The sequence below is a fragment of the Caballeronia zhejiangensis genome, assembly GCF_000698575.1.
Lineage (GTDB): Bacteria > Pseudomonadota > Gammaproteobacteria > Burkholderiales > Burkholderiaceae > Caballeronia > Caballeronia zhejiangensis.
This window is the reverse complement of record NZ_JFHD01000005.1, coordinates 146054-167821: the sequence shown is the minus strand read 5'-3', so window position 1 is coordinate 167821 and position 21768 is coordinate 146054. Positions and strand designations below refer to the sequence as shown.

Here is a 21768-nt window from a genome sequence, read left to right as displayed (position 1 = left end):
CCGCGATCCGCGTCATTTCTCGAATTCGGAGGGATTGTGAAGTAGAACTACTTTGTCGGATGCCCGGTTTTGTAGTTTTAGTTGCCGAGTTGACAAATGTCGTGCGCGGGCAGGATACCGTCGGCATCGACGTTCGTTATGCCCGAGCTGCAAACGCCCGAAAGTCTCGCGATCCAATAAAAAACGGTGCGATACCCTTTCGGGCACCGCACCGATACGCGCCTCTCGCAGCAGCGTGAAAACCTTCTAAAAGACTTTTCTGTCAGACCCGTTGCTTAGAACGAGTGCTGGATACCTGCGTACACGCCCGTCTGGCTGTGGCCAGGGAACGGGTTGTCCGTCGAAGCAGCCGAGCCATAGTTGTTGGCGTTGAGACCGTAGTTCGCGGCCTTGCTGTTCTGCACCGTCGCAACCTGCAGGTCGAGCAGCGTGCGCTTGGACAGGTTGTACGAGCCGCCGACCGTGTAGATGGTCGCGTTACCCGCGCCGTTGTTGCCGTTGACGTGGTACACCGCCGCGATCAGCGCTGCTGCCGGCGTGGCTTGCCACGTCACGCCGCCCCATTCGTGATCGAGCGTGGTCGGCTGGCCGGGCAACTGGCCCGTCATGCCCGAGCTGCGGATTGCCTGATAAGCGCCCTGTACCTTGAACTGACCGAGGAACAGGTTGAACATCGCCGTGTACTCGCGCGAGTACGCATAGACGCCGTTGCCGCCCGAGCCGCCGTCGATCGGGTTGTACGCGCCGCCGAGCATACCGTTTGCCGGGTTGCGGATTTCGTCGTACATACCGCGAATCTGGAAGAGGGGCGTCGTATAGGTGATGTACGCGCCCGCTTCGCGGCCTTGCGGCGTCGTGCCGTTACCGTTCCAGTTCGTCGCGTTCGAGAGCGAGTACTGACCGTAGAAGTCGAAGCCCGCGAACTTCGGCGACTGGTACGAAATGTTGTTGCTCGACTGCGGCCAGTTGCGGCCACGCACCAGCGATGCGGACGACCAGTTCGACTGACCGAACGGATCGAAGTCCCATACGCCGTTGGCGATGAAGAGTTCACGACCCAGCAACAGCGTACCGAACTGATTGTTCGCGATACCGACCGTCGCCCAGCGATTGAAGAGGCCGCCGCCGCCCGGGCCTTGACCCGTCATGGTGTTGAAGCTGCCTTCCAACTGGAACACGGCGCGATAGCCGCCGCCCAGATCTTCGACGCCCTTCAAACCCCACAAGCTCGTGCCCCAATCGCCGCTTTCCGCCTTGAAGCGGTGCGAAGAGCCGGTGGCGGGCGCGCCGGCCGGACCGGTCGGCACACCGTTCATGTATTCGAGCCCCGCGTCCAGGCGGCCATACAGCGTCACGCTGCTCTGAGCGTGCGCCCCCGCGCTGAACGCCAGCAGTGCTGCCGACGCGAGCAAAGCTTTCTTCATCATCTCCTCCAACCCTGTCAAGAAATAGAACCCAAGTGCTGCTGTGTGGTTCGATGCGAGCGCACCCAACCGAAAATGTTTTCAGAGGAAGGACACGCGCGGGCTGTAGTGCTAGTGACGATTCGCACGTCGTGGGCGCGAATCTGACCCCGATCCGTCGATCGGTGCCGTTCCTCAGTTTCTTTTGGACTTTTGAAGTAAAACTACTTTTTGTGTACTTCGTTTTGGTACTTTCGTTACCAATTTAACAAATTACGTTATGGTCGCCAAAGAAAAATGACGATCGCCGACCGTTTGTGTCAAAAATGCAATGCCCATGTGCTAGGCAGTCGACCCACAGGATGGGAAATACGCCGCAAAGCCTTATTCCATCAGGGCTTCAGCGGCATGTAAGTTTCGGGGTCAGGTTTGTCGCCTATTGACGGGCGCTCGCCGCGGCGCTAGGTCGAGGCAGGGCGCGAAAGAGGTCTAAAGCCTTGCGGCCGGGCGTAAAAAAAGCGCCTCACGGACGCTTTTTTTGGAGTGGAAGGCTGCTTCCGGCAGCGATCGCTTACTTCAGGCTGCCCGACAGAAACTGCTTCAGGCGCTCGCTCTTCGTGTTGCCGAACACGGCATCCGGATGGCCTTCTTCCTCGATGCGCCCCTGATGCAGAAACACCACATGGTTCGACACGTTGCGCGCGAACGCCATCTCGTGCGTGACGACTATCATCGTGCGGCCTTCCTCGGCGAGCGTCTGCATCACCTTCAGCACTTCGCCGACGAGCTCTGGATCGAGCGCGGAGGTCGGCTCGTCGAAGAGCATGACATCGGGATGCATCGCGAGCGCCCGCGCGATGGCCACGCGCTGCTGCTGCCCGCCCGACAGATGCGACGGGTACTGCTTCTCCACGCGCGGCGCGAGCCCGACTTTCTCCAGATAGGTGCGCGCGCGCTCCTCCGCTTCTTTCCGCGAAAGTCCGAGCACGTTGACGGGCGCCTCGATCACGTTCTCCAGCACGTTCATGTGCGACCAGAGATTGAAGTGCTGGAAGACCATCGACAGTTTCGAGCGAACCTGCCGCAATTGCTGCGCGTCCGCCGCCTTCAGCGCGCCGGTCTTGTCCTTCATCGTGCGGACTTCTTTCCCGTCGACGAAGATGCGCCCCTGATTCGGCTGTTCGAGAAAGTTGATACAGCGCAGCATCGTGCTCTTGCCCGAGCCCGACGACCCGATGATGCTGATGACGTCGCCGGCCTTCGCCTTCAGCGACACGCCCTTGAGAACTTCGTTGCTGCCGTACTGCTTGTGAATGTCATCGACGAAAAGCTTGTGCTGCTGGGAAATCATGAACGGTCCTTGAGCGGCGGTGAACTTATTTGCCTTGCGGCCGCAAATAAGCGAGCCAGCGATGCTCGGCGCGGCGGAACAGCCACACGAGCGCGAACGAAATGCAGAGGTAGAGCAGGGCGGCGAGGCCGAACGCCTCGAACGACTGATACGTCGCCGAGTTGACATCGCGCGCGATCTTGAGGATGTCCGGCACGGTCGCCGTGAACGCGACGGTGGTCGCGTGCAGCATCAGAATGACTTCGTTGCTGTAGTAAGGCAGCGCGCGCCGCAACGCCGACGGAAGAATCACGCGCCGATACAGCGTGAAGCTCGACATGCCATACGCGCGCGCGGCTTCGATTTCGCCGTAGGGCGTCGCCTTGATCGCGCCGGCGAAAATCTCGGTGGTGTAGGCGCACGTATTCAGCGTGAACGCGAGCAGCGTGCAGTTCATCCCGCTTCTGAAGAACTCGGAAAGCAGCATGTGATCGCGCACGACCTGGAGGCTATACAGGCCCGTGTAGCAGAGCAGCAACTGCACATAGAGCGGCGTGCCGCGAAACACGTAGGTATAGAGCCACACCGAACGCGAGAGCAGCTTGTTCTTCGACACCCGCGCGACCGCGAGCGGCACCGAAAGACAAAAGCCGAGGCCGATGGAGATGACGAGCAGCCACATCGTGATCGCGAGACCGGTGATGCGGTAGCCGTCGGTGAAGAGGTAATTCTTCCAGTATTCCTGGATGATTTCGATCATGATCCCTGCCGCCCTGTAATGGACCGATTAGAGGTCGGCCTTGCGCACGCCGATGGAATAGCGCCGCTCCAGCCAGATCAGCACGAGATTCGAGATCGTGGTGATCGCGAGATAGATCGCGCCCGCGAGCAGCGTGAAGAAGAAGAAACGCAGCGTGCCCTTGCCCGCGTCCTGCGAGGCCTTGACGACGTCCGCGAGACCGATGATCGACACGAGCGCCGTCGCCTTGACCATCACCTGCCAGTTGTTGCCGATGCCCGGCAGCGCGAAACGCATCATCTGCGGAAACATGATGCGCGCGAAGGTCTGCCACGGCGTCATGCCGTAGGCCGCGCCCGCTTCGAGCTGGCCGCGCGGCACGGAAAGAAACGCGCCGCGGAAGGTTTCGGTGAAATACGCGCCGTAGATGAAGCCGAGCACCAGAATGCCGGCGAGGAACGGATCGATGTCGATCTGATCCCAGCCCATCGCGTCGGTGAAGAGATTCAGCCAGATCTGGATGCTGTAGAAGAGCAGCAGCATCAGCACGAGATCGGGCACGCCGCGGATGAGCGTGGTGTAGACGGTGCCGACGCCCGACGCGACGCGGTTCTTCGACAGCTTCGCCGCCGCGCCGATCAGGCCGATCACGAAGGCGAACACGAGCGACAGCACCGCCAGCTTGACGGTCTGCCAGGTGCCCGCGAGGATCAGCGGACCGTAGCCTTGCAACATGGTGATTCCTTGGTAAGGTGCCTGACGTGCATGGAGTGTGACGAGCGCGGCGGTCGGTATTCTAGATGGCCAAAATTGCGAGCAGCCGCTGCTGCTAACCCTGCCAACGTTTCGGATGCGTTTTTCCGGCGCATCGCGGCGCGTTCCGGCGTCTCGCGGGCGTTCCCAACCCGTCGCCGCCCGGAAAAGCGCGGTATTTTACCCGAAGCCGGCCAGGGCGCGAGTTCGAAGCAGGATGTGTCCGATTACATGCATCAGCGGAACGATGTAGTGCCGTGGCGCGCGTTGTTTCGGAAGGGCGTCGCCCTTACATTCTCTCCATCGCAAAACAACGCCTTGGGCGGGAGCAAACACCATGATCGAGATTCGCCGCAGCAACGAACGGGGTCACGCCAACCACGGCTGGCTCGACTCGTATCACAGCTTCTCCTTCGCCGATTACTACGATCCCGAGCACATGCACTTCGGCGCGCTGCGCGTGATCAACGAGGACCGCGTCGCGGGCGGACAGGGCTTCGGCGCGCATGGCCATCGCGATATGGAAATCGTGAGCTACGTGCTCGAGGGCGCGCTCGCGCATCGCGACAGCATGGGCAACGGCTCGACGATCCGTCCCGGCGATGTCCAGCGCATGAGCGCCGGCACCGGCGTGCGCCACAGCGAATTCAACGGTTCGCCGACGGACACCGCGCACTTCCTGCAAATCTGGATCATTCCGGATGCGCCGGGCGGCGCGCCCGGGTATGAGGAAAAGCGCTTCGCCGACGATGAAAAGCGCGGCCGCCTGCGGGTGATCGCATCGCCGGAAGGCACCGACGGTTCGGTGAAGATCGGCGCGAACGCGCGCATCTTCGCGGGACTTTTCGACGGCGACGAGCGCGCGGACTTCGACGTGCCGGCGGGCCGCCGCGTGTATGTGCATGTGGCGCGCGGCGCGGTGACGGTCAACGGCGAAGCGCTCGGCGCGGGCGACGCCGTGAAGCTCGAAGACGTGTCGAAGGTGACGATCGAGAAGGGCGATAACGCGGAAGTGCTGCTGTTCGACCTCGCCTGATCGTTCCACTGATGTAAAGAAGGCCGCGGAGCGCATGCTCCGCGGCCTTCTTTCATGCGCCGAGACGGCTTACGGCTTGGCCGTGGCGGATGCGCCCGCCGCCGCGCCCGGTGCGCCGTCCGGGCCGCCGCGGTGCTTGCCCCAGCGCTCGTGCATCTTCTGCTCGTGCTCGCGCATCTTCGCGAAGTGCTTCTTCAGCGCCGTGCTGACCGTCGTCTTCTGCTGGTCGTTCAGCGCGTTATAGAAGTTCAACCACGCGGTCGCGGTCTGCTCGCGCAACTGCTCGTTCTGCTGCTCGATCTTCTGATGCGCGGCGTGCATCGCGTTCAGGTCGAGGATCGGCTGGTTTTCCATCGACTTCATCTGATCGTGCATCTGCCTGAAGCTTTCGCGCATCGCCTGACGATTCTGCTTCATCGTCGTGAGCGCGGTCTGCCACAGCTTTTCCTGATCCGCGTTCAGCTTCAACTGGCCGTGCAGTTCATCCAGCTGCTTCTGCATCCGCATTTCCATGCGGTGGCCGCCGTGACCGCCGGGGCCGCCCATCATGGCCGGACCGCCCGGAGGCGGCGGGGGCGGCGCGTCGTTCGTCGCGGCGTAGGCCGTGCCGAACGTCAGCGCGATTGCGGCAGCGGCGGCGGTGAGGATGCGATATTGCTTGGCCATCTTGGTACTCCCTTGATTGTTTTCGAAGCCGAAGCCGCGAAACCTGCATCGACGTACGGGTTGATGCGTGGAGGTCTCGCGCTTGTCGGTGAGACACAGCGTAGGGGTTCGCCGTGCACGGCGTGTTACGGCATGGTTTAGGCTTGTTACGCAGGTTTACGCCTCGCTTTCGTCGTAACACCCCGTAACCCTTATGGCAGGCCTGTCATCAATCGAGGTCTGACGCACGCGCTAAACTCCATTCCATGACTACGCAAATACTTGTCGTCGACGACGACGCCGAACTGCGCGACCTTTTGCGCGACTATCTGGTCCGGCAGGGCATCGAGGTATCGGTGCTGCATGACGCCGGCGGTCTCGAACGCCGCATCGAACGCGAGCGGCCCGATCTCATCGTGCTCGACCTGATGATGCCGGGCGTCGACGGGCTGACCGCGCTCAAAGCATTGCGCGCATCCGGCGACGACATCCCCGTCATCATGCTGACCGCACGCGCGGACGACGTCGACCGCATCGTCGGCCTCGAACTCGGCGCGGACGATTACCTCGGCAAGCCGTTCAATCCGCGCGAACTGCTCGCGCGGGTGCAGGCCGTGCTCCGCCGCCGCCGCACGATTCCGTCCGCCGCGCCGGAGCAGCGCGAACCGTATTCGTTCGGCCGCTTCAGGCTCGACTTCCAGTCGCGCACGCTGCAACAGGACGACAGGCCGCTCACGCTGTCGGGCAGCGAATTCGCGCTTCTGAAAATTTTCGTGAACAACCCGATGCGCACGCTCACGCGCGAGCGCCTGCTCGAACTGCTCCACGGTCCGGAGTACGACGGCACCGATCGCGGCATCGACGTGCAGGTGTGGCGCCTGCGCCGCATCCTGGAAACCGATCCGTCGGCGCCGCGCTTCATCCAGACGGTGCGCGGACGCGGTTACGTGTTCGTGCCGGACGGCGAGCAAAATGCGCCGGGCAATTGACACGCTGTTCGGCCGGCTGGTCGTCATCGTCATCGGCATGTTGGTGTTGTCGCATGTCGCGTGGTTCGCGATCATCCGCTTCGAGCGCGATAACGTGCAGACGCGCTTCGCCGTCGAGGAGGCCGTGTTCCTGGTCGAGGCGGTGCGCCAGCACATCGCCAATACGCCGGATCAACCGCTGCCGCCGCGCGTGCGCCTCGTGGCGCTCGATAGCCCGGACGTGCCGAAGCAGCCCGACGAGGGCACGCCGCCGCCGCTGCAGCGCTTTGTCGAGGATCTGAAAGACCGTCTGCCCGACGGCACCGACGTGCGTCTCAACGAGCCCGGCGGCCCGCCGAGCGTCTGGGTGCACGGCGCGAAGGACGCAGGCTGGGTCGTCGTGCCGGTGCAGCCGCTGCGTCCGCCGCGCTCGCGCGACCGCATGCTCGTCTGGCTCGCGCTGATCTTTTCGACCGCCGTGCTCGCCGCGCTTTTCGGCGCGTGGCAGCTGCAGTCGCCACTGCGCGCGCTCGCGCAGGCGGTCGGGCGCTTCGGACGCGGCCAGCCGACGCCGCCCGTGCCGGAGCGCGGTCCGCGCGAATTGCGGCAGCTCACGCACGGCTTCAATCAGATGGTCCGCGAGGTCTCGCAGACGGAGAACGATCGCGCCGTCATGCTTGCAGGCGTCGCGCACGATCTGAAGACGCCGCTCGCGCGCCTGCGTCTGCGCGCCGAAATGATGGACGACGACAAAATGCGCGACGGCGTCGTGCGCGATGTCGATTCGATGGCGCATATCGTCGACCAGTTCCTCGTGTTCGCGCACGACCGCCCGGACGGCAGCGAGCCGGTTCCCGTCGACGAGCAGTGCGAGCGGATCGCGCGGGCGTATCGCGCGGTGTCGCCGGACGCGCAGCCGATCCGCCTGAAGCTCGAAGCGGGGCCCGCTTTCGCGCTGCCGGCGGCGTCGCTGGACCGGTTGTTGTCGAATCTGCTGGATAATGCCCATGCATACGGCGCGCCGCCGGTCGTCATCGAGACGCGGCGGGAAGCCAAGGGCTGGGTATTGTCGGTGTCCGATCACGGCAAGGGCATCGCGCCGGACGATCTCATCAAGGCGAGCCGGCCTTTCGTGCGGCTCGATCCGGCGCGCGGCGGCAGCGGCCACAGCGGGCTCGGACTCGCGATCGTGGAGCGGCTCGCGCGACGTGCGGGCGGCGAGTGCGAGATCGGCAATCGTGCCGACGGCGGATTGCAGGTCACGATGACCTTTCCGTTCGACAGCGCCACGCGGCCGGTGCAGGAGCGCCGCGCCGGGTCGCAGCACGAAGAGCGCGCGCTGTAACGGCGCGCTCGGTCAGAGAGGCGGAGCGGCGTCAGTCGAACAGGGTTTCGAGCGCGGACGCCGCTTCGCTGTCCACCGTGTTGTACGTCACCGTCGACGCCTCGAAGATGTAGTGCGTCGTGTACTTGCCGAGGCGCGAGAGAATCTCCTCCTGAATCACCTCGGGCGCGAGATCGATCTTCAGGAACCACGTCGTCGACGACAGCCGCGTCTGAAAAGAGCCGTACTCGGCGAGCAGGTGGTCGAACGTTTCTGCGTCCTGATCCCGGCACACGATGACCAGATTTCCCTTCATGCAATCCTCCCGATTCACGCCAGCGGCATTCGATTTCGAACATCGATGATACCTGCGCGATGCGTGCGCGTCGCGGCACGCGCATGACCGTGCGGTGACTCGACGCGCCGGTTCGGCCGGCTACTTGCCGGCCAGCGTGTCTTCGGGATGCCGGGTGGACGGGCCGGGATCGGCGGGGCGCACTTCGCTGCGGTCGCGCCCGCGCGATTTCGCCTCGTAAAGCGCGAGGTCGGCGCGCGAGAGAATCCATTCGAGCGCGTCGTCGGGCGCGAGCTCCGTGATGCCGATGGATACCGACAGCGCCGCGTCGTCCGGCAGATGCGCGCAGTGCTCGTGATGGAAGCGCTTCCGCAGGCGCTCAAGCACGGCGTGCGCGTCGGCGAGCGGGGTTTGCGGCAGCAGGATGCCGAATTCCTCGCCGCCGAGCCGCCCGATCGCATCGCTCGGACGAAGCTGCGCACGGCACACTTCGACGAAATGCTCCAGCGCGCGATCGCCCGACGCGTGCCCGAAGCGGTCGTTGATCTGCTTGAAGTGATCGAGATCCGCGATCGCCACCGACAGCGGGGTGCCGACCGAGCGCGCGAGCTCCACTTCGTGACGCAGCGTGTCGAGGAAATAGCGGCGCGAGAGGGCGCCGGTGAGCGCGTCGTGGCGCGCTTCGGCCGAAAGCAGCGTATTGGCCGACTGGAGCTGTTCAGCGAGATCGCGGGTCGCGCGGTGCAGGCGCCGCTCACGCGAATACGACGTCGCGATCACGATCGCGAGCGTCACGACGCCGAGCATCGTCAGGAACACGAGGAAGCGGTCGCGGCTGTGATTGCGGCTGATCTCCGGCCAGCTCGTGAGCGGATGCACGATATGCGCCGACAGTCCCGAATTGAGACCCGTGCGCTCGTCGTAGAGCGAAGGCACGTTGCTGCCGTTCGCGGCGTAGAAGGTTTGCGCGAGCGCGGGCGCGAGCCAGTGCTCCGAGGCGCGCATCTGCTCGCCAATGTGCGCGATGCGCAGCTCCGGAAACGACTCGCGCCGATAGTGCTCGACGCGTTCGCGCTCCGTCATGCGCGCGATGGGCGCATTGGGCATCGCCTGGTATTCGAGCCGGCCGTCGTGCGCCATCACGACGACGCCGTTTTCATCGGTCACGAAGGTGCCGGCGCGCGACACCCAGTGCCGCAGCCGGTCGATGCTCACTTTGGCGATCACCGCGCCGACCAGGATGCCGTCTTCGTAAGCGGGCGCCGCGATGAAGATGCCCGGCTCGCCGGACAGCCGCCCGACGCCGTACATCTCGACGAAGCCGCCGAGCAGCGCGCGGGCGACATAGCCCCGGGCGCTCATGTCGTAGCCGATGAAGCTGTCGTCGTCGGCGGCGTTGCTCGACGCAATGCAGAAGCCGCGCTCGTTGACGAGCCAGATCGAGTCGAGGCCGGAGAAGCCCTGCGCGTCGTGCAGGAAGTGATTGACCTTTTCGAGCGCGGGGCGCGCGGTCCAGTCCTTGCGGCGTTCGAGTTCCGTCCCGGCCGGGTTCGAGGCATAATTCCGCGACTCCGCGAGCGCGCGCTGCGTGAGGTCCATCTGCGCGAGCGTGGCGGGAATGGCGCGCGACATCGCCAGATCGCTCGCGATGATCTGCGCCATGTTGTCGACGATCGACCCCGCCATCTGACGCTCGGTACGCACCGTCGCCGTCATCTCCTGTTGTACCATTCGGTCCGACAACAAGCCGGCGGCCACCCAGCACGCGCACGCCAACGCGGCGATGCCGAGCGTCGCGATCACACGGTGCAGGATGAGTTTGTTCATCGGACGCGCGCGCATGGGAGGTTCACGCGAGACAAAGGTCGCATGCGCCATGCCGGCCATTCGGCGCGGTGTGCACATGGCGGTCGACGCGGGCGTGTGGATTGCAGCGCGTGATGTCTGCCGTATTCCGGCTTGTGCTCGCAACGGGGCGGCGGGCGCGGCTCAGGCGGTTATTCGGCTCGGATCTGGCGTCTCGCATCGCATCGGCGCTCAAATTATTGTTTGTGATAAGCCCAGATTGGACGATGTTTTTTGCCGCCTATCAAGCGCCATGTCACGGCGTGCGACGTCTGTCCAACACAACGGACGCGCGCCGGGCGCACGCGCTGGCGCTTCTTCGTCGAATAGCGGCGAGCCGCAGCCAAACTGAAAGGAAGCGAAAGCACGAGCGCCGGGCGCATTCGACGCGGGCTGCCCTTCATTTTGCCCGTGCCGTGCCGAAGAGCAACAGAAACATCGCATGATTCGCGTGCCGGACCGCATGAAGGTTGTGCCTGTCACGCGGGTTGGTGTAGTGTCGCGCGGTTCAGAACGGGGATCGTCTGACGCGGCGACTGCCTGGCGCCGCGCTGCGAGCTGAACGTGTCGTCGTTTCGGCGGCTCCGTGCGTTGAGCATGGGGTCGTCCCGGGCAGAGGCTTCTTGCCCGCCTGACGGTTATCTGCCGTCGGAAGCAACATCCCGCGCCCGGCGCGGTCGGAACAAAGCCTTACGGGGAGGGCCTTGCATGGAATTTGGTTTCAATCTGAATCGCACGGCGAATGCGTCGGCGTGGCGGATCCTGCCCAACCGCTGGGATTTCGTCGCGTTCCCGATGATCATCTGCATCATCGCGCTCGCCGCAGTCGGTTTCCACGAGACCCTGGCGCCGATCTCGACCCTGCAGACCCAGGCGATCTCGCTCGACCCCGCGAATCTCCCCGAATACGCGTTGCGCACGACCTTGCGCATGCTGCTGGCGATGGTCGCGTCGCTCATTTTCACGCTGATCTACGGCACGCTCGCGGCGAAGAGCCGGCGCGCGTCGATCGTGCTCGTGCCGATTCTCGACATTCTCCAGTCGGTGCCGGTGCTGGGCTACATCTCGTTCACGGTGACGTTCTTCCTCGCCATGTTCCCGGGGCGCGTGATCGGCGCCGAATGCGCGGCGATCTTCGCGATCTTCACGAGTCAGGCGTGGAACATGACGTTCAGCTTCTATCAGTCGCTGCGCACGGTGCCGCGCGATCTGGACGAAGTCTCGCGCGGTTTTCATCTCACCAACTGGCAGCGCTTCTGGAAGCTCGAAGTGCCGTTCTCGATGCCGGGCCTCATCTGGAACATGATGATGTCGATGTCGGGCGGCTGGTTCTTCGTGGTCGCCTCCGAGGCGATCACGGTCGGCAACCGCACGATCGTACTGCCGGGCATCGGCGCGTATCTCGCGACCGCCATCGGCGAGCGCAATCTCTCCGCGATCGGCTGGGTGATTCTCGCGATGACCGTCGTCATCCTGGCCTACGACCAGTTGATGTTCCGCCCGCTCGTCGCGTGGGCGGACAAATTCCGCATGGAGAACACGAGTTCCGGCGACGAGCCGAAGTCGTGGCTGCTCGACCTGATCCGCCGCACGCGCCTGATTCATCGTCTGCTGGTTCCGGCCGGCTGGATTCTCGCGAAGGCGGCGCGCGTGCCGATCAAGCTGCCGTCGCTGCAGGGCGCGCTGGAAAACGTCGGCCTGCCGCTGCGCGCGAAGGTGCCGTCCACGCGCGCGGGCGATATCGCGTGGGGCACGGCCGTGCTGCTAGTCACGGTGTTCGTCGTGTGGAAGGTCGCGTCGTTCGTCGCGACGGGCGTCACGTGGAGCGAAGTCGGCCACGTGTTCGTGCTCGGCTTCATCACGCTCTTGCGCGTGGTCGTGCTGATCGCGATCGCTTCGGTGATCTGGGTGCCGCTCGGCGTGCTGATCGGCCTGCGCCCGGCGCTCGCCGAGAAGATCCAGCCGCTCGCGCAGTTCCTAGCCGCGTTCCCGGCGAACCTGCTGTTTCCGGTGTTCGTCGTCGTGATCGTGCGCTGGCATCTGAACCCGGATATCTGGCTCTCGCCGCTGATCGTGCTCGGCACGCAGTGGTATATCCTTTTCAACGTGGTGGCGGGCGCGTCTTCCTACCCGAACGATTATCGCGAGGCCGCGACCAACTTCCAGATTCGCGGCTGGCAGTGGTGGAAGAAGTGCATGCTCCCCGGCATCTTCCCTTACTACATCACCGGCGCGATCACCGCTTCGGGCGGCGCGTGGAACGCGAGCATCGTCGCGGAAGCGGTGTCGTGGGGCAAGACGGAGGTTGTCGCGCATGGTCTCGGCGCGTATATCGCCCAGACGACCGCCGCGGGCGACTATCCGAAAATCATTCTTGGCATCGCCGTGATGTCGCTGTTCGTCACGCTGTTCAACCGACTGTTGTGGCGCCCGCTATACGCCTACGCCGAAGCAAGACTCCGGCTGGATTGAGGACGAGTTCCGATGCAGAACCTGAAAACTACGCAGACGTCCGCTGCGCAAGACTCGCGGCGACCCCAGGGCACGCCGCCGCGTCTCGGCGCGGAAATCCTGCGCGTCGCGAACGTGAGCCGCGGCTTCAACAAGACGCAGGGCGAACTGCTCGTGCTCGACGATGCGAATCTCTCGCTGCGCGAAGGCGAGATCGTCGGATTGCTCGGACGTTCGGGCTCGGGCAAGTCGACGCTTTTGCGCATCATCGCCGGGCTGATCGAGCCGACGGGCGGCGAAGTCACTTATCTGAACGAGCCGTTGCGCGGTCCCGCGAAGGGCGTCGCGATGGTGTTTCAGACCTTCGCGCTGTTTCCGTGGCTGACCGTACTGCAGAACGTGGAAGCGGGTCTGGAAGCGCAAGGCGTGGCCGCGCGCGAGCGGCGCGAGCGCGCGCTGGCCGCGATCGACCTGATCGGTCTCGACGGCTTCGAGAACGCGTATCCGCGTGAATTGTCGGGCGGGATGCGTCAGCGCGTGGGTTTCGCACGGGCACTGGTCGTCGATCCGACCTTGCTGTTGATGGACGAGCCGTTCTCCGCGCTCGACGTGCTCACCGCCGAAAACCTGCGCACCGACCTGCTCGATTTGTGGACGCAAGGGCGCATGCCGATCAAGTCGGTGCTGATCGTCACGCACAACATCGAGGAAGCGGTGTTCATGTGCGACCGCATTCTCGTGCTGTCGTCGAATCCGGGCCGCGTGATGGCCGAGATCAAGGTGCCGTTCAAGCATCCGCGCAATCGCCTGGATCCGGCGTTCCGGCGTCTCGTCGACGATATCTACGCGAAGATGACCGCGCGGCAGATGGGCGAAGCGAAGAAGAAGGGGCTGGAGTTGGGAAGCTGGCTGCCCGAAGTCTCGACGAACCTGATGGCGGGTCTCATCGAAACGCTCGCGGCCGAGCCGTACCACGGCCGCGCGGACATGCCGGAAATCGCGCGGTCGCTGCATCTCGAAGTGGACGATCTCTTCCCGATCGCGGAAGTGCTGCAACATCTCGGTTTCGCGGACGTGCGCGAGGGCGACATCTATCTGACGCCGCAGGCGCGCGTGTTCGCGGAGTTCGGCACGCAGGAGCGCAAGATGATGTTCGCGGAGCATCTGCTGCGGCACGTGCCGCTGGCGGCGCGGATCAAGAAGGTGCTGAACGAGCGGCCTGGGCATCGCGCGCCGCGCTTGCGCTTCGAGCAGGAACTGGAGGACTTTCTCTCCGACAAGGCCGCGCAGGAAACGCTCGATGCGGTTATCGACTGGGGCCGCTACGGGGAAATTTTCTCGTACAACGATCAGACCGAGATGCTGAGCCTGGAGGACGTGGAGGCTTGAGTTTCCTGTGGATGCGAGCACGTGAAGCGCGGTTGCCGGCGACGGCGCCGCGCTTTTTCTTTGCGCGTTGGCCGTTTGGCTGAATGTTCGCGCGGTGCGTTGAATCGTACCGTTTTCGTCTTGAACAGTGTTGCTGCGTGTGTAAAGCTACACACGCAGCGTTCGGAGACGAGATGGATTCATCGCGCTTGATACGAATGCTGCTGGATGACGGGTGGGAGCGCGTTCGCTCGCGCGGCAGTCATCACCAGTTCAGACACAGGACCAAGACCGGTTGTGTGACTGTGGTTCATCCAAAGAAAGACGTGGCGATCGGGACCGTCAGATCGGTACTCAAAGCCGCCGGATTGCTCAACCGTCTGTATTCGTCGTAACGGAGTTGGACATGGAGTTTGCCCTCGCCATTCACAAGGATCCTGATAGCTGCTACGGCGTGACCGTGCCCAATGTGCCCGGCGTTTTTTCGGCCGGCGATACGATCGACGAAGCGATTCATAACGCCCGGGAAGCCATCTTCTTCCACATCGAGTCGATTATCGAAGACGGCGGGGAAGTCGAAATCACGTCGCGAAGCATCGAGGAACTGATCGTCGATTCCGACTTCGCCACGGCAATCTGGGCCTACGTCGAAGTCGATCTCTCGAAGCTCGACTCGCGTCCCGAGCGCATCAACATCAGCCTGCCGCGATTCGTGCTGCGCAAGATCGACAGCTACGTCGAGGCGCGCCACGAAACCCGCAGCGGCTTTCTGGCGCGGGTCGCGCTCGAAGCGATCGCGAACGGCTGAGACCGCAAAAAAGCGCGGCGCTCGTGACGAGCGCCGCGCGTTCGATATCCAGCCGCGGGAAACCTACTGCAGATTCCCCCAACGCTCGACGGCCGGTTCCGCCGACGCCCATTTCCATCCTTCGGATTGCTGGCAGGCCGTAGCGACGAACCACTCGGCGGGCGCTTTCGCATCGTCGCCATCGACGACCGAAAACGCGAATTCCTTGCAGCTCGCGAGCGCGCTATTGAACTCGCGCAGCACGCGCACCTCGCCGTGGCCGTTCTCGACCGGCAACGTATGCTTGACCTTCCATGGCCGCGTTTCGCCGACCTGCGACATGCCCGCCGTCACCGCGATCATGACCTGCTGATCCTGATGCAGCGATTTCATCGTGCGCGCGACGAGTTCGTCGGTGGCGGCCTGCACCGCGATGCCGACGCCCAGGCCCACAGCCGGGTTCGTCGTGAACGCGCCGGTCGCGACGCCCGCCACCGCACCCGTCGCGGCGCCGATCGATGCGCAGCCGCTCATCGTCACGCACGCGGCCGCGCCGGCAGCGACGAGCCCAAGACGCAGCGCAAAAGATACGTCGAAAGACAGCGTCATTGCAGGGCGCCCCAGCGCGGCGTAGCCGGTTCGGCCGACGCCCACTTCCACTTGTTGCCGTCGCGGCAAACCGATGCCACGTAGAACGCGCTGTCGGCGGGGCGGTCCTTGGTCGCGTCGCGATCGACGGAAAACACGATCTCCTTGCATTCGAGCACGCCGCTGCTGATGGTGCGGCTCACCGTCACGCGGCCTTTTTCGTCGTCCTCGATCGGCACTGAATGCACGGCCTTCCACGGCGCAACCGCGCCGACCGCAAGCGGACCGGCGACCGTCGCAATCTGATCCTGCGAGTAGGTATGCGCGACGCGCTGCGTGTACTGCACGCCCGCGCGCGCGGCGGCGACCGCGCCGAGGCCGATGCCCGTTGCGACGGCGGCGTTGCTGGTGACACTGTTTGCCACCGCGGCGCCCGCGATACCGGCGCCGGCCGTCGCGCCTGCGCTGTAGAGCGAGTTGCATCCGCTGAGACTCACGCAAGCGATGGCGCCCGAAACGATCGCGGCGAGCGCGGCGGCACGCGACCCGCGCCGATGAACCCTGATCTGCATGTTGCTTTTCCTTCGTCTTCCGTTTCCCGACGCTTGCGATCGGGGTTCGAGGGGCTCGAATCTACTTGAGGTTCCGCCCTCAAGTCACCGCCCGGCAACGCGCAGAGACGAAACGCGCACGCGGGCTTCGCGCATTTTGAAGCATGCTTCTAATTACCGGTTTGAGAAAATTGCAAGAAATTGCAAGCGTGAAGAGCACGTTTCGATCCACGTATCGCTCCGTGCGCGAAAAAAAAAGCGAGCGCGGATGTCTGCGCTCGCTTCCCGGTCATGCGGATATCGCCTCGGATACGCTTCAGCTTTCGCTATTCGACGACGCGTCGCTGCCCTCGGTGTCCTCGTTTTCGTACGCGCCCAAGCGGTTGTACAAAGTCTTCAGGCTCACCCCGAGCGCTTTCGCGGCGCGCCGCTTGTCGCCGCCGCAGTGTTTGAGCGTGCCGAGGATGATCTGCTTCTGCGCATCGGCGAGCGGCGTACCGACCCAGACGTTCATCGCGTCGCCTTGCGTGACGGGCTTCTTCACGCGCGATGCGAGATGCGGATGCGCGATCTCCACCGTCTTCTCCGCCAGAATGAACGCGCGATAAACCGTGTTCTTCAGTTCGCGCACGTTGCCCGGCCACGAATACGTTCGCAGCACGTCGAGCGCGCGTTTGCTGAACACTTTGTTCGTGCCTTCCTGCGCGTTCATTTCGGACAGGAAATGCTGTGCGAGCAGTTCGCGATCCGAATCGCGCTCGCGCAACGGCGGCGCGCGCAGCGGGAATACGGCGAGCCGGTACATGAGATCCTCGCGCAGGCCGTTTTCCTTCACGGCCGCGACAGGATCGCGGTTCGTCGCTGCGATCACGCGCACATCGGAGCTGATGAGATCGTTGCCGCCGACGCGAAAGAACGTGCCTGTTTCCAGCGCGCGCAGCAGCTTGACCTGGCGCACGGGCGACATCTCGGTCACTTCGTCGAGGAAGAGCGTGCCGCCGTTCGCATGCTCGAAATAGCCGATGCGTCCCTGCACCGCGCCCGTGAAGCTGCCTTTCTCGTGGCCGAAGAGCTCGGCCTCGATGAGATTGTCGGGAATCGCACCGCAGTTCACCGCGATGAACGGCGCGTCCTTGCGCGCGCTGTGGTCGTGAATCGTACGGGCGACGAGCTCCTTGCCTGTGCCCGACTCGCCGATGATGAGCGCGGTCGCATCGGTCGCGGCCACGCGCTCGATTTGCGCGTACAACTCCTGCATCACGGGCGACGAGCCATAGAGCAGTCCATAAGACTTCAAGCCCGGCACTTCCCCCGTGTTGCGTTTTCTTTGCGCGGGTGTATCGCCGACCGCGGCGGGCGGCTGATCCAGATCGGTTGACGCCATGTGTCCTGATCGTTCCTGAGTGCTGCGTATGTAGTGGGCGGGCGGCGGACTCGCGCGGGCGCTTCCGGTTGCAATCGGCCTGGCGCGGCTCGGCGCGCGCGAGCGGCGCAACCGTGGATGACCGCGCGCATCGGCATATGACGCGCCCTTGCGCGCTGCCCTTGAGACTCACGCGATCCGTGAGCGTCGTTCCTGGTTGAGCGTCGGTCCAGGCGCGTCTGCATCGGCTGCTTGTTCAGAGCCGGTTCGTTGCAAACGCACCTATCTCATAAACGCTATTTAACCATTCGCAACGACATTGCGGCAATGCGCGGGCCGGCCGTTCAGCGCATTTTGTCTGCATCGCGCGGGCCCTCGCGGCGCTTCCGGAAAGGTTCTCCTTGCCGTACTGAAAATTTACAAGGCGACGGCGTAATTGTTACCCGATCGTCGGCGGGTTCGCCTCCCATCGGCAGTCCTGCGCGGTGTCGCCGGATCTGGCACGAAAGCTGCATGATAGGGCTCACATCGTGACTCATATTCGAAAAATTGCCGACGGGCGCGGTCTCGGAGGCGCACACACGAGGATGGGCGAGAGAGGCAACGCATCATGGAAGACATTTTCAACTTCGACGGGGGCGCACATCCGCGCTCGATTCCCACGCGGCCGGCCCGGACCCGGAAGGAACTCACGGCCGGCGAGCCGATCGACATCTATCACTGGGCCGCTGTCGCGCTCGTGACCGCGCTGATGTGCGCGGTGCTAGGCTATGCGGCGGGCACGCCAGCGCTCGCGCGTGCCGCGAACGTGACGAGCCTCGTGTTCGGCGCGATGGGCGGCGCGTTGATGGCGAGCGGCGTCGTGCGCAGCCTGCGCGCGCGGAGCGCGGCGGGCGAGCGCCTCCGCGTCGCGGGCGTGCCGGTCGCCGAAACGCGCTGACGCGCGCCGACGATCCCGCAAACCCACTTGGGCGAGGACTACATTCCATGAGTCAAACGACTGTCCAGCTTGCGTTGGGCAAGCAAAAGATCATCGAAGACATCAAGGTGCTGCTGAACGACGCGGAGGAATTGCTGCGCTTGTCGGCGACGCTGCCAGGCGAGGGCGTCGATGCGCTGCGCTCGCGTCTGCGCGATCACGTCGATTCGGCGCGCGGCGCGCTCGAAGATGCACAGGCGAGTGCGCAAAGCCGATACCGCGCAGGCGTCGATTGCACCGAGAAATACGTGAAGGACAATCCCTGGCAATCGCTCGGCATGGCGGCGGGCGTCGGTTTTCTGGTGGGACTTCTGGTTTCGCGGTGATTTACAGCTTTATCGCTCCGGCCGGCTTTCCTGACAGCGGCGATTTTCATTAGACGAAGGAGAGAACACAAATGGCACGGCCTTCAATCGGAATTTTCGGCGCGCTGTTCGCGCTAGGCGGCGTTCTCGCATGGAAGTGGGTGCAGTCTCAGGACGCCGGGCGGCGCACTGCACGCGATCTGAGCCGTTGGGAAGACGAGGGCGGCAAGGTGCTCACGCCCGCCACCGGCGCGAGCGGGCAGGCCGTAAATGGCCACGGTGCGGTCGGCGGCACCGCCGATGCATGGCATTTTCCGCGGAGTTGATTCACTTCAGACATTCGGCCGAATTAATGGTCCGATCAATCAAACGCACGCTGGACCAGCGTGCGTTTTCATCTTGATAAACGCTTATAATCAGTGAAACTTCGGCCATAAGTTGCCTAAATGGAAAAACTTACTTGGGCCGAATCAAGCGTGCAGAAATCGGAAATTATTTTATTTTTCGCGCATTCTGCGTGACGCCGATTATCTTTTTTCGGCCGTAACCGCGAATCGCACCGGCCCGTGCGGCAGCGCCGCCGCGCGGAGAAGACCACGCCGCCACCTGGCGTGTGACCCTGAAACGCTTAGGAAGAATTCGAAACGCAATGCCACACGTATTGATTGTCGATGACGATCCCAGTACCCGCGAGGCGCTAGCCGCGATCATCGGCGAAGACGGATTGACGACGGCCACCGCCAGCGATCTGCGCGAGGCGCGCATCCAGCTCGTGCGGCAAACGCCGGACGTCGTATTCACCGATCTCAAACTGCCCGATGGCACGGGCGTCGACCTGTTCGAGGATCTCGATCCGCGCTCGGGCGTCGAGTTCATCGTCATTACGGGACACGCGACGGTGGAATCCGCCGTCAGCGCGCTCAAGATGGGCGCCGCCGACTACCTCGTCAAGCCGATCAACATGCAGCGCGTGAAGGCCATCCTTTCGCGCCTGCCGCGCGCCGGCGACCTGAAAGCGGAAATCGGCACCTTGCGCGGCGAGTTGCGCCGCATGGGGCGCTTCGGCCTGATGCTGGGCAATTCACCTGCCATGCAGACCGTCTACGACCAGGTCGGCCGCGTCGCGCCGACGGCGGCATCGGTGCTGCTCATCGGCGAGTCGGGCACCGGCAAGGAAGTCGCCGCGCAGACGCTGCACGAGCTCTCGCTGCGCCGCAAGCATTCGTTCATCGCGGTGAACTGCGGCGCGATCTCGCCGAACCTGATCGAATCGGAGATGTTCGGCCACGAGCGCGGCTCGTTCACGGGCGCGGATCGGCAGCACAAGGGTTATTTCGAACGCGCGAACGGCGGCACGCTGTTCCTCGACGAAATCACGGAAATGCCGATCGAGCTTCAGGTGAAACTGCTGCGCGTGCTGGAGACGGGCATGTTCATGCGCGTCGGCACGACCAAGGAAATCGAGACGGACGTGCGCCTGATCGCCGCGACCAATCGCGATCCCGAGCAGGCCGTGCTCGAAGGCAAGCTGCGCCTCGACCTTTATCACCGTCTGAACGTGTTCCCGATCAACCTGCCGCCGCTGCGCGAGCGCGGCAAGGACGTCGAGCTGCTCGGCCAGGCGTTTCTCGACGAACTGAACGCCCGGTACAACACGAAAAAGGATTTCCCGCCCGCCGTCCGCGAGATGCTGGCGTCGTACAACTGGCCCGGCAACGTGCGCGAACTGAAGAACTACGTGCAGCGCGCGTACATCATGTCGGCGTCGGACTCGGACAGCACCGCGACCGTGCCGCTGCAGATTTCGCTTTCGAAGCCGTCGGCGGGCACGGCGGTGACGATTCCGTTCGGCACGTCGCTCGCGCAGGCCGACCGTCAGCTCATTCTGGCGACGCTCGATCAATGCGGCGGCGTGAAGACGCGCGCGGCGGAAATCCTCGGCATCAGCCTGAAAACGCTCTATAACCGGCTCGTCGAGTACGGCGAGGATGCGAACAAGGCTGCCGTCGGCGAAGGCGGCGACATAAGCGATTCCGACAGCGAAAATCCCTGAACTTCGCGTATCTTTAGACAAATCGACGCCTGCGGCTTGTAAAACCGCAGGCGTTTTTCATTGGCAGGCGCGTTTTCTACGCCGATAATGTCTCAGAAGCGAACGTAGCCGATGTGTCTCAGGGGCATGGCCCTTGCTGCCGATCGAATGACATCCGCGCAGTCGCGCCAGTGCGTGTCGCGGATGGGAAAAGTACGATCACAAGACCGCAAGGAGCCCATCATGTCACTCAACATGTCGATCCGCGCTTCCGACGATGCCCGTTTCGAAGCTCAGACGCCGCAGCCGCCGGACCCGCCGGTGACGCCGCCGGACCAGCCGCCGCCCACGCCGATTCCGCCCGACACCAATCCGGACCCGACGCGCGAGCCGCCCGAACCGCCGTCGCAGCCGATCGGCGATCCGCCGCCTGGACCGGGCGATCAGCCGCATGTGCAATAGCGTGTCAGAACGATGTTGAACCGCAGACGTTGGACAATGCCCAGAATTCGTGCAAGGTTTGAATAAGTTTCCATCCCGGACGTAGGGATTACAACGGATGACGCAACGATGACCGGCGACACGTTCTGTCGCCGGTCGTTTTTTCTGAAGCCGCGCTCATCGCAGCGCATCGGTCCGACGCCGCCGACGTCACTATCGCGACGGCCTTCTTACCTGGAGGCATCATGAGGCATCCCGCACTTCGACGCTCCGCGCGTCATTCTTCCAAGCGCGAAGCGCGCGCCGAAGCCGCCAAGTCGGCCGGCACGCAGAGCGCGTCCGCACCGCCCGCCGAACACGATCCCGCCTCGCAGAACCGCCCCGCGCCTGGCGTTCCGCCCGATGGCGAACACAATCAGGGCGGCGTGCGGCGCGAAGGAATCGACTATCAGCGCGATTTGGGCTCCGAGCAGGACTCGTGATTTCAGCCGGCGGCAGCATCCGGCAAAAGAACAAAAATTTCTACGCGGCGCGCCTTCGCCGCGTGTTTTCGTTCGTCCGTAAC

General features: G+C 63.8%; 23 protein-coding genes. 13 read left to right on the top strand and 10 right to left on the bottom strand.

Annotated features, from left to right (window positions below; translation table 11 throughout):
- Positions 1-275: 275 nt before the first annotated feature.
- The 4 genes from BG60_RS10180 to BG60_RS10165 form a co-directional block, all read right to left on the bottom strand.
- Positions 276-1424, bottom strand: coding sequence for a porin (locus BG60_RS10180; RefSeq protein ID WP_034471419.1), 1149 nt, complete (start codon positions 1422-1424; stop codon positions 276-278).
- Between the two features lie 550 nt (positions 1425-1974).
- Positions 1975-2754, bottom strand: coding sequence for an ABC transporter ATP-binding protein (locus tag BG60_RS10175; protein WP_008350821.1), 780 nt, complete (start codon positions 2752-2754; stop codon positions 1975-1977).
- 25 nt (positions 2755-2779) lie between these two features.
- Positions 2780-3493: an ABC transporter permease gene (locus tag BG60_RS10170; protein WP_008350819.1), complete on the bottom strand. Its 714-nt coding sequence runs from the start codon at positions 3491-3493 to the stop codon at positions 2780-2782.
- A gap of 27 nt (positions 3494-3520) precedes the next feature.
- On the bottom strand, positions 3521-4207 hold the full coding sequence (locus tag BG60_RS10165; RefSeq protein WP_008350817.1) for an ABC transporter permease: 687 nt from the start codon (positions 4205-4207) through the stop codon (positions 3521-3523).
- Between the two features lie 355 nt (positions 4208-4562).
- Here BG60_RS10165 and BG60_RS10160 point away from each other — a divergent pair, with 355 nt between their 5' ends.
- Positions 4563-5261, top strand: coding sequence for a pirin family protein (locus tag BG60_RS10160; protein ID WP_008350815.1), 699 nt, complete (start codon positions 4563-4565; stop codon positions 5259-5261).
- A 69-nt stretch (positions 5262-5330) separates the two neighbouring features.
- On the opposite strand, the gene BG60_RS10155 is transcribed toward BG60_RS10160, so the two are convergent.
- Positions 5331-5927 carry a Spy/CpxP family protein refolding chaperone gene (locus BG60_RS10155; RefSeq protein ID WP_034471310.1) on the bottom strand — a complete coding sequence of 199 codons (597 nt, stop codon included), beginning with the start codon at positions 5925-5927 and terminating at the stop codon, positions 5331-5333.
- A 245-nt stretch (positions 5928-6172) separates the two neighbouring features.
- On the opposite strand from BG60_RS10155, the gene BG60_RS10150 reads away from it, so the two are divergent.
- Together BG60_RS10150 and BG60_RS10145 are read left to right on the top strand one after the other, a co-directional pair.
- Positions 6173-6895 carry a response regulator gene (locus BG60_RS10150; protein WP_008350810.1) on the top strand — a complete coding sequence of 241 codons (723 nt, stop codon included), beginning with the start codon at positions 6173-6175 and terminating at the stop codon, positions 6893-6895.
- A complete protein-coding gene (locus BG60_RS10145) occupies positions 6879-8219 on the top strand; it encodes an ATP-binding protein (protein WP_008350808.1) in 1341 nt (446 codons plus the stop codon). Before BG60_RS10150 ends, BG60_RS10145 begins: the two co-directional genes overlap by 17 nt.
- A 31-nt stretch (positions 8220-8250) precedes the next feature.
- On the opposite strand, the gene BG60_RS10140 is transcribed toward BG60_RS10145, so the two are convergent.
- The gene (locus BG60_RS10140; protein ID WP_008350806.1) at positions 8251-8514 is read right to left on the bottom strand and encodes a hypothetical protein; all 264 of its coding nucleotides are present in this window, start codon (positions 8512-8514) and stop codon (positions 8251-8253) included.
- Between the two features lie 120 nt (positions 8515-8634).
- Positions 8635-10320 (bottom strand): sensor domain-containing diguanylate cyclase, encoded by a 1686-nt coding sequence (locus tag BG60_RS10135; RefSeq protein ID WP_034471417.1) that lies wholly within the window; start codon positions 10318-10320, stop codon positions 8635-8637.
- A gap of 726 nt (positions 10321-11046) precedes the next feature.
- On the opposite strand from BG60_RS10135, the gene BG60_RS10130 reads away from it, so the two are divergent.
- The 4 genes from BG60_RS10130 (at position 11047) to BG60_RS10120 (ending at position 14965) form a co-directional block, all read left to right on the top strand.
- Entirely contained in the window at positions 11047-12810 is a 1764-nt protein-coding gene (locus BG60_RS10130) for an ABC transporter permease (RefSeq protein WP_008350803.1), read from the top strand.
- Positions 12811-12822: 12 nt separating this feature from the next.
- Positions 12823-14178, top strand: a complete 1356-nt coding sequence (locus BG60_RS10125) for an ABC transporter ATP-binding protein (RefSeq protein WP_033536675.1) — start codon at positions 12823-12825, stop codon at positions 14176-14178.
- Positions 14179-14261: 83 nt separating this feature from the next.
- On the top strand, positions 14262-14552 hold the full coding sequence (locus BG60_RS36815; protein WP_420912049.1) for a type II toxin-antitoxin system HicA family toxin: 291 nt from the start codon (positions 14262-14264) through the stop codon (positions 14550-14552).
- Between the two features lie 11 nt (positions 14553-14563).
- Positions 14564-14965, top strand: coding sequence for a type II toxin-antitoxin system HicB family antitoxin (locus BG60_RS10120; protein ID WP_034471308.1), 402 nt, complete (start codon positions 14564-14566; stop codon positions 14963-14965).
- A 63-nt stretch (positions 14966-15028) separates the two neighbouring features.
- Here BG60_RS10120 and BG60_RS10115 read toward each other — a convergent pair whose 3' ends face one another.
- From BG60_RS10115 to BG60_RS10105, 3 genes are all read right to left on the bottom strand, one after another.
- Positions 15029-15553, bottom strand: coding sequence for a hypothetical protein (locus BG60_RS10115; RefSeq protein ID WP_008350799.1), 525 nt, complete (start codon positions 15551-15553; stop codon positions 15029-15031).
- Positions 15550-16104, bottom strand: a complete 555-nt coding sequence (locus BG60_RS10110; protein ID WP_034471306.1) for a hypothetical protein — start codon at positions 16102-16104, stop codon at positions 15550-15552. The genes BG60_RS10115 and BG60_RS10110 overlap by 4 nt, the downstream gene beginning before the upstream one ends.
- 295 nt (positions 16105-16399) lie before the next feature.
- Positions 16400-17467 carry a sigma-54 interaction domain-containing protein gene (locus tag BG60_RS10105; protein WP_008350797.1) on the bottom strand — a complete coding sequence of 356 codons (1068 nt, stop codon included), beginning with the start codon at positions 17465-17467 and terminating at the stop codon, positions 16400-16402.
- Between the two features lie 589 nt (positions 17468-18056).
- Here BG60_RS10105 and BG60_RS10100 point away from each other — a divergent pair.
- From BG60_RS10100 to BG60_RS10075, 6 genes are all read left to right on the top strand, one after another.
- On the top strand, positions 18057-18386 hold the full coding sequence (locus BG60_RS10100; protein ID WP_008350796.1) for a hypothetical protein: 330 nt from the start codon (positions 18057-18059) through the stop codon (positions 18384-18386).
- Positions 18387-18433: 47 nt separating this feature from the next.
- Positions 18434-18751, top strand: coding sequence for an ElaB/YgaM/YqjD family protein (locus BG60_RS10095; protein WP_008350795.1), 318 nt, complete (start codon positions 18434-18436; stop codon positions 18749-18751).
- Positions 18752-18822: 71 nt separating this feature from the next.
- Entirely contained in the window at positions 18823-19056 is a 234-nt protein-coding gene (locus tag BG60_RS10090; RefSeq protein WP_008350794.1) for a hypothetical protein, read from the top strand.
- 323 nt (positions 19057-19379) lie between these two features.
- Positions 19380-20783, top strand: a complete 1404-nt coding sequence (locus tag BG60_RS10085) for a sigma-54-dependent transcriptional regulator (protein WP_008350792.1) — start codon at positions 19380-19382, stop codon at positions 20781-20783.
- 222 nt (positions 20784-21005) lie between these two features.
- The gene (locus tag BG60_RS10080; RefSeq protein WP_008350790.1) at positions 21006-21224 is read left to right on the top strand and encodes a hypothetical protein; all 219 of its coding nucleotides are present in this window, start codon (positions 21006-21008) and stop codon (positions 21222-21224) included.
- 224 nt (positions 21225-21448) lie between these two features.
- Entirely contained in the window at positions 21449-21685 is a 237-nt protein-coding gene (locus tag BG60_RS10075; protein WP_008350788.1) for a hypothetical protein, read from the top strand.
- The last annotated feature ends 83 nt before the right edge of the window (positions 21686-21768 follow it).

What these genes read in the sequence shown, in the direction of transcription:
- BG60_RS10115 (WP_008350799.1), bottom strand. Translation starts at nt 15,553, where the DNA reads ATGACGCTGTCTTTCGACGTATCTTTTGCGCTGCGTCTTGGGCTCGTC.
- BG60_RS10100 (WP_008350796.1), top strand. Translation starts at nt 18,057, where the DNA reads ATGGAAGACATTTTCAACTTCGACGGGGGCGCACATCCGCGCTCGATT.
- BG60_RS10085 (WP_008350792.1), top strand. Translation starts at nt 19,380, where the DNA reads ATGCCACACGTATTGATTGTCGATGACGATCCCAGTACCCGCGAGGCG.
- BG60_RS10160 (WP_008350815.1), top strand. Translation starts at nt 4,563, where the DNA reads ATGATCGAGATTCGCCGCAGCAACGAACGGGGTCACGCCAACCACGGC.
- BG60_RS10120 (WP_034471308.1), top strand. Translation starts at nt 14,564, where the DNA reads ATGGAGTTTGCCCTCGCCATTCACAAGGATCCTGATAGCTGCTACGGC.
- BG60_RS10140 (WP_008350806.1), bottom strand. Translation starts at nt 8,514, where the DNA reads ATGAAGGGAAATCTGGTCATCGTGTGCCGGGATCAGGACGCAGAAACG.
- BG60_RS10130 (WP_008350803.1), top strand. Translation starts at nt 11,047, where the DNA reads ATGGAATTTGGTTTCAATCTGAATCGCACGGCGAATGCGTCGGCGTGG.
- BG60_RS10135 (WP_034471417.1), bottom strand. Translation starts at nt 10,320, where the DNA reads ATGAACAAACTCATCCTGCACCGTGTGATCGCGACGCTCGGCATCGCC.
- BG60_RS10095 (WP_008350795.1), top strand. Translation starts at nt 18,434, where the DNA reads ATGAGTCAAACGACTGTCCAGCTTGCGTTGGGCAAGCAAAAGATCATC.
- BG60_RS10175 (WP_008350821.1), bottom strand. Translation starts at nt 2,754, where the DNA reads ATGATTTCCCAGCAGCACAAGCTTTTCGTCGATGACATTCACAAGCAG.
- BG60_RS10180 (WP_034471419.1), bottom strand. Translation starts at nt 1,424, where the DNA reads ATGAAGAAAGCTTTGCTCGCGTCGGCAGCACTGCTGGCGTTCAGCGCG.
- BG60_RS10165 (WP_008350817.1), bottom strand. Translation starts at nt 4,207, where the DNA reads ATGTTGCAAGGCTACGGTCCGCTGATCCTCGCGGGCACCTGGCAGACC.
- BG60_RS10110 (WP_034471306.1), bottom strand. Translation starts at nt 16,104, where the DNA reads ATGCAGATCAGGGTTCATCGGCGCGGGTCGCGTGCCGCCGCGCTCGCC.
- BG60_RS36815 (WP_420912049.1), top strand. Translation starts at nt 14,262, where the DNA reads ATGTTCGCGCGGTGCGTTGAATCGTACCGTTTTCGTCTTGAACAGTGT.
- BG60_RS10145 (WP_008350808.1), top strand. Translation starts at nt 6,879, where the DNA reads ATGCGCCGGGCAATTGACACGCTGTTCGGCCGGCTGGTCGTCATCGTC.
- BG60_RS10125 (WP_033536675.1), top strand. Translation starts at nt 12,823, where the DNA reads ATGCAGAACCTGAAAACTACGCAGACGTCCGCTGCGCAAGACTCGCGG.
- BG60_RS10090 (WP_008350794.1), top strand. Translation starts at nt 18,823, where the DNA reads ATGGCACGGCCTTCAATCGGAATTTTCGGCGCGCTGTTCGCGCTAGGC.
- BG60_RS10150 (WP_008350810.1), top strand. Translation starts at nt 6,173, where the DNA reads ATGACTACGCAAATACTTGTCGTCGACGACGACGCCGAACTGCGCGAC.
- BG60_RS10080 (WP_008350790.1), top strand. Translation starts at nt 21,006, where the DNA reads ATGTCACTCAACATGTCGATCCGCGCTTCCGACGATGCCCGTTTCGAA.
- BG60_RS10105 (WP_008350797.1), bottom strand. Translation starts at nt 17,467, where the DNA reads ATGGCGTCAACCGATCTGGATCAGCCGCCCGCCGCGGTCGGCGATACA.
- BG60_RS10075 (WP_008350788.1), top strand. Translation starts at nt 21,449, where the DNA reads ATGAGGCATCCCGCACTTCGACGCTCCGCGCGTCATTCTTCCAAGCGC.
- BG60_RS10155 (WP_034471310.1), bottom strand. Translation starts at nt 5,927, where the DNA reads ATGGCCAAGCAATATCGCATCCTCACCGCCGCCGCTGCCGCAATCGCG.
- BG60_RS10170 (WP_008350819.1), bottom strand. Translation starts at nt 3,493, where the DNA reads ATGATCGAAATCATCCAGGAATACTGGAAGAATTACCTCTTCACCGAC.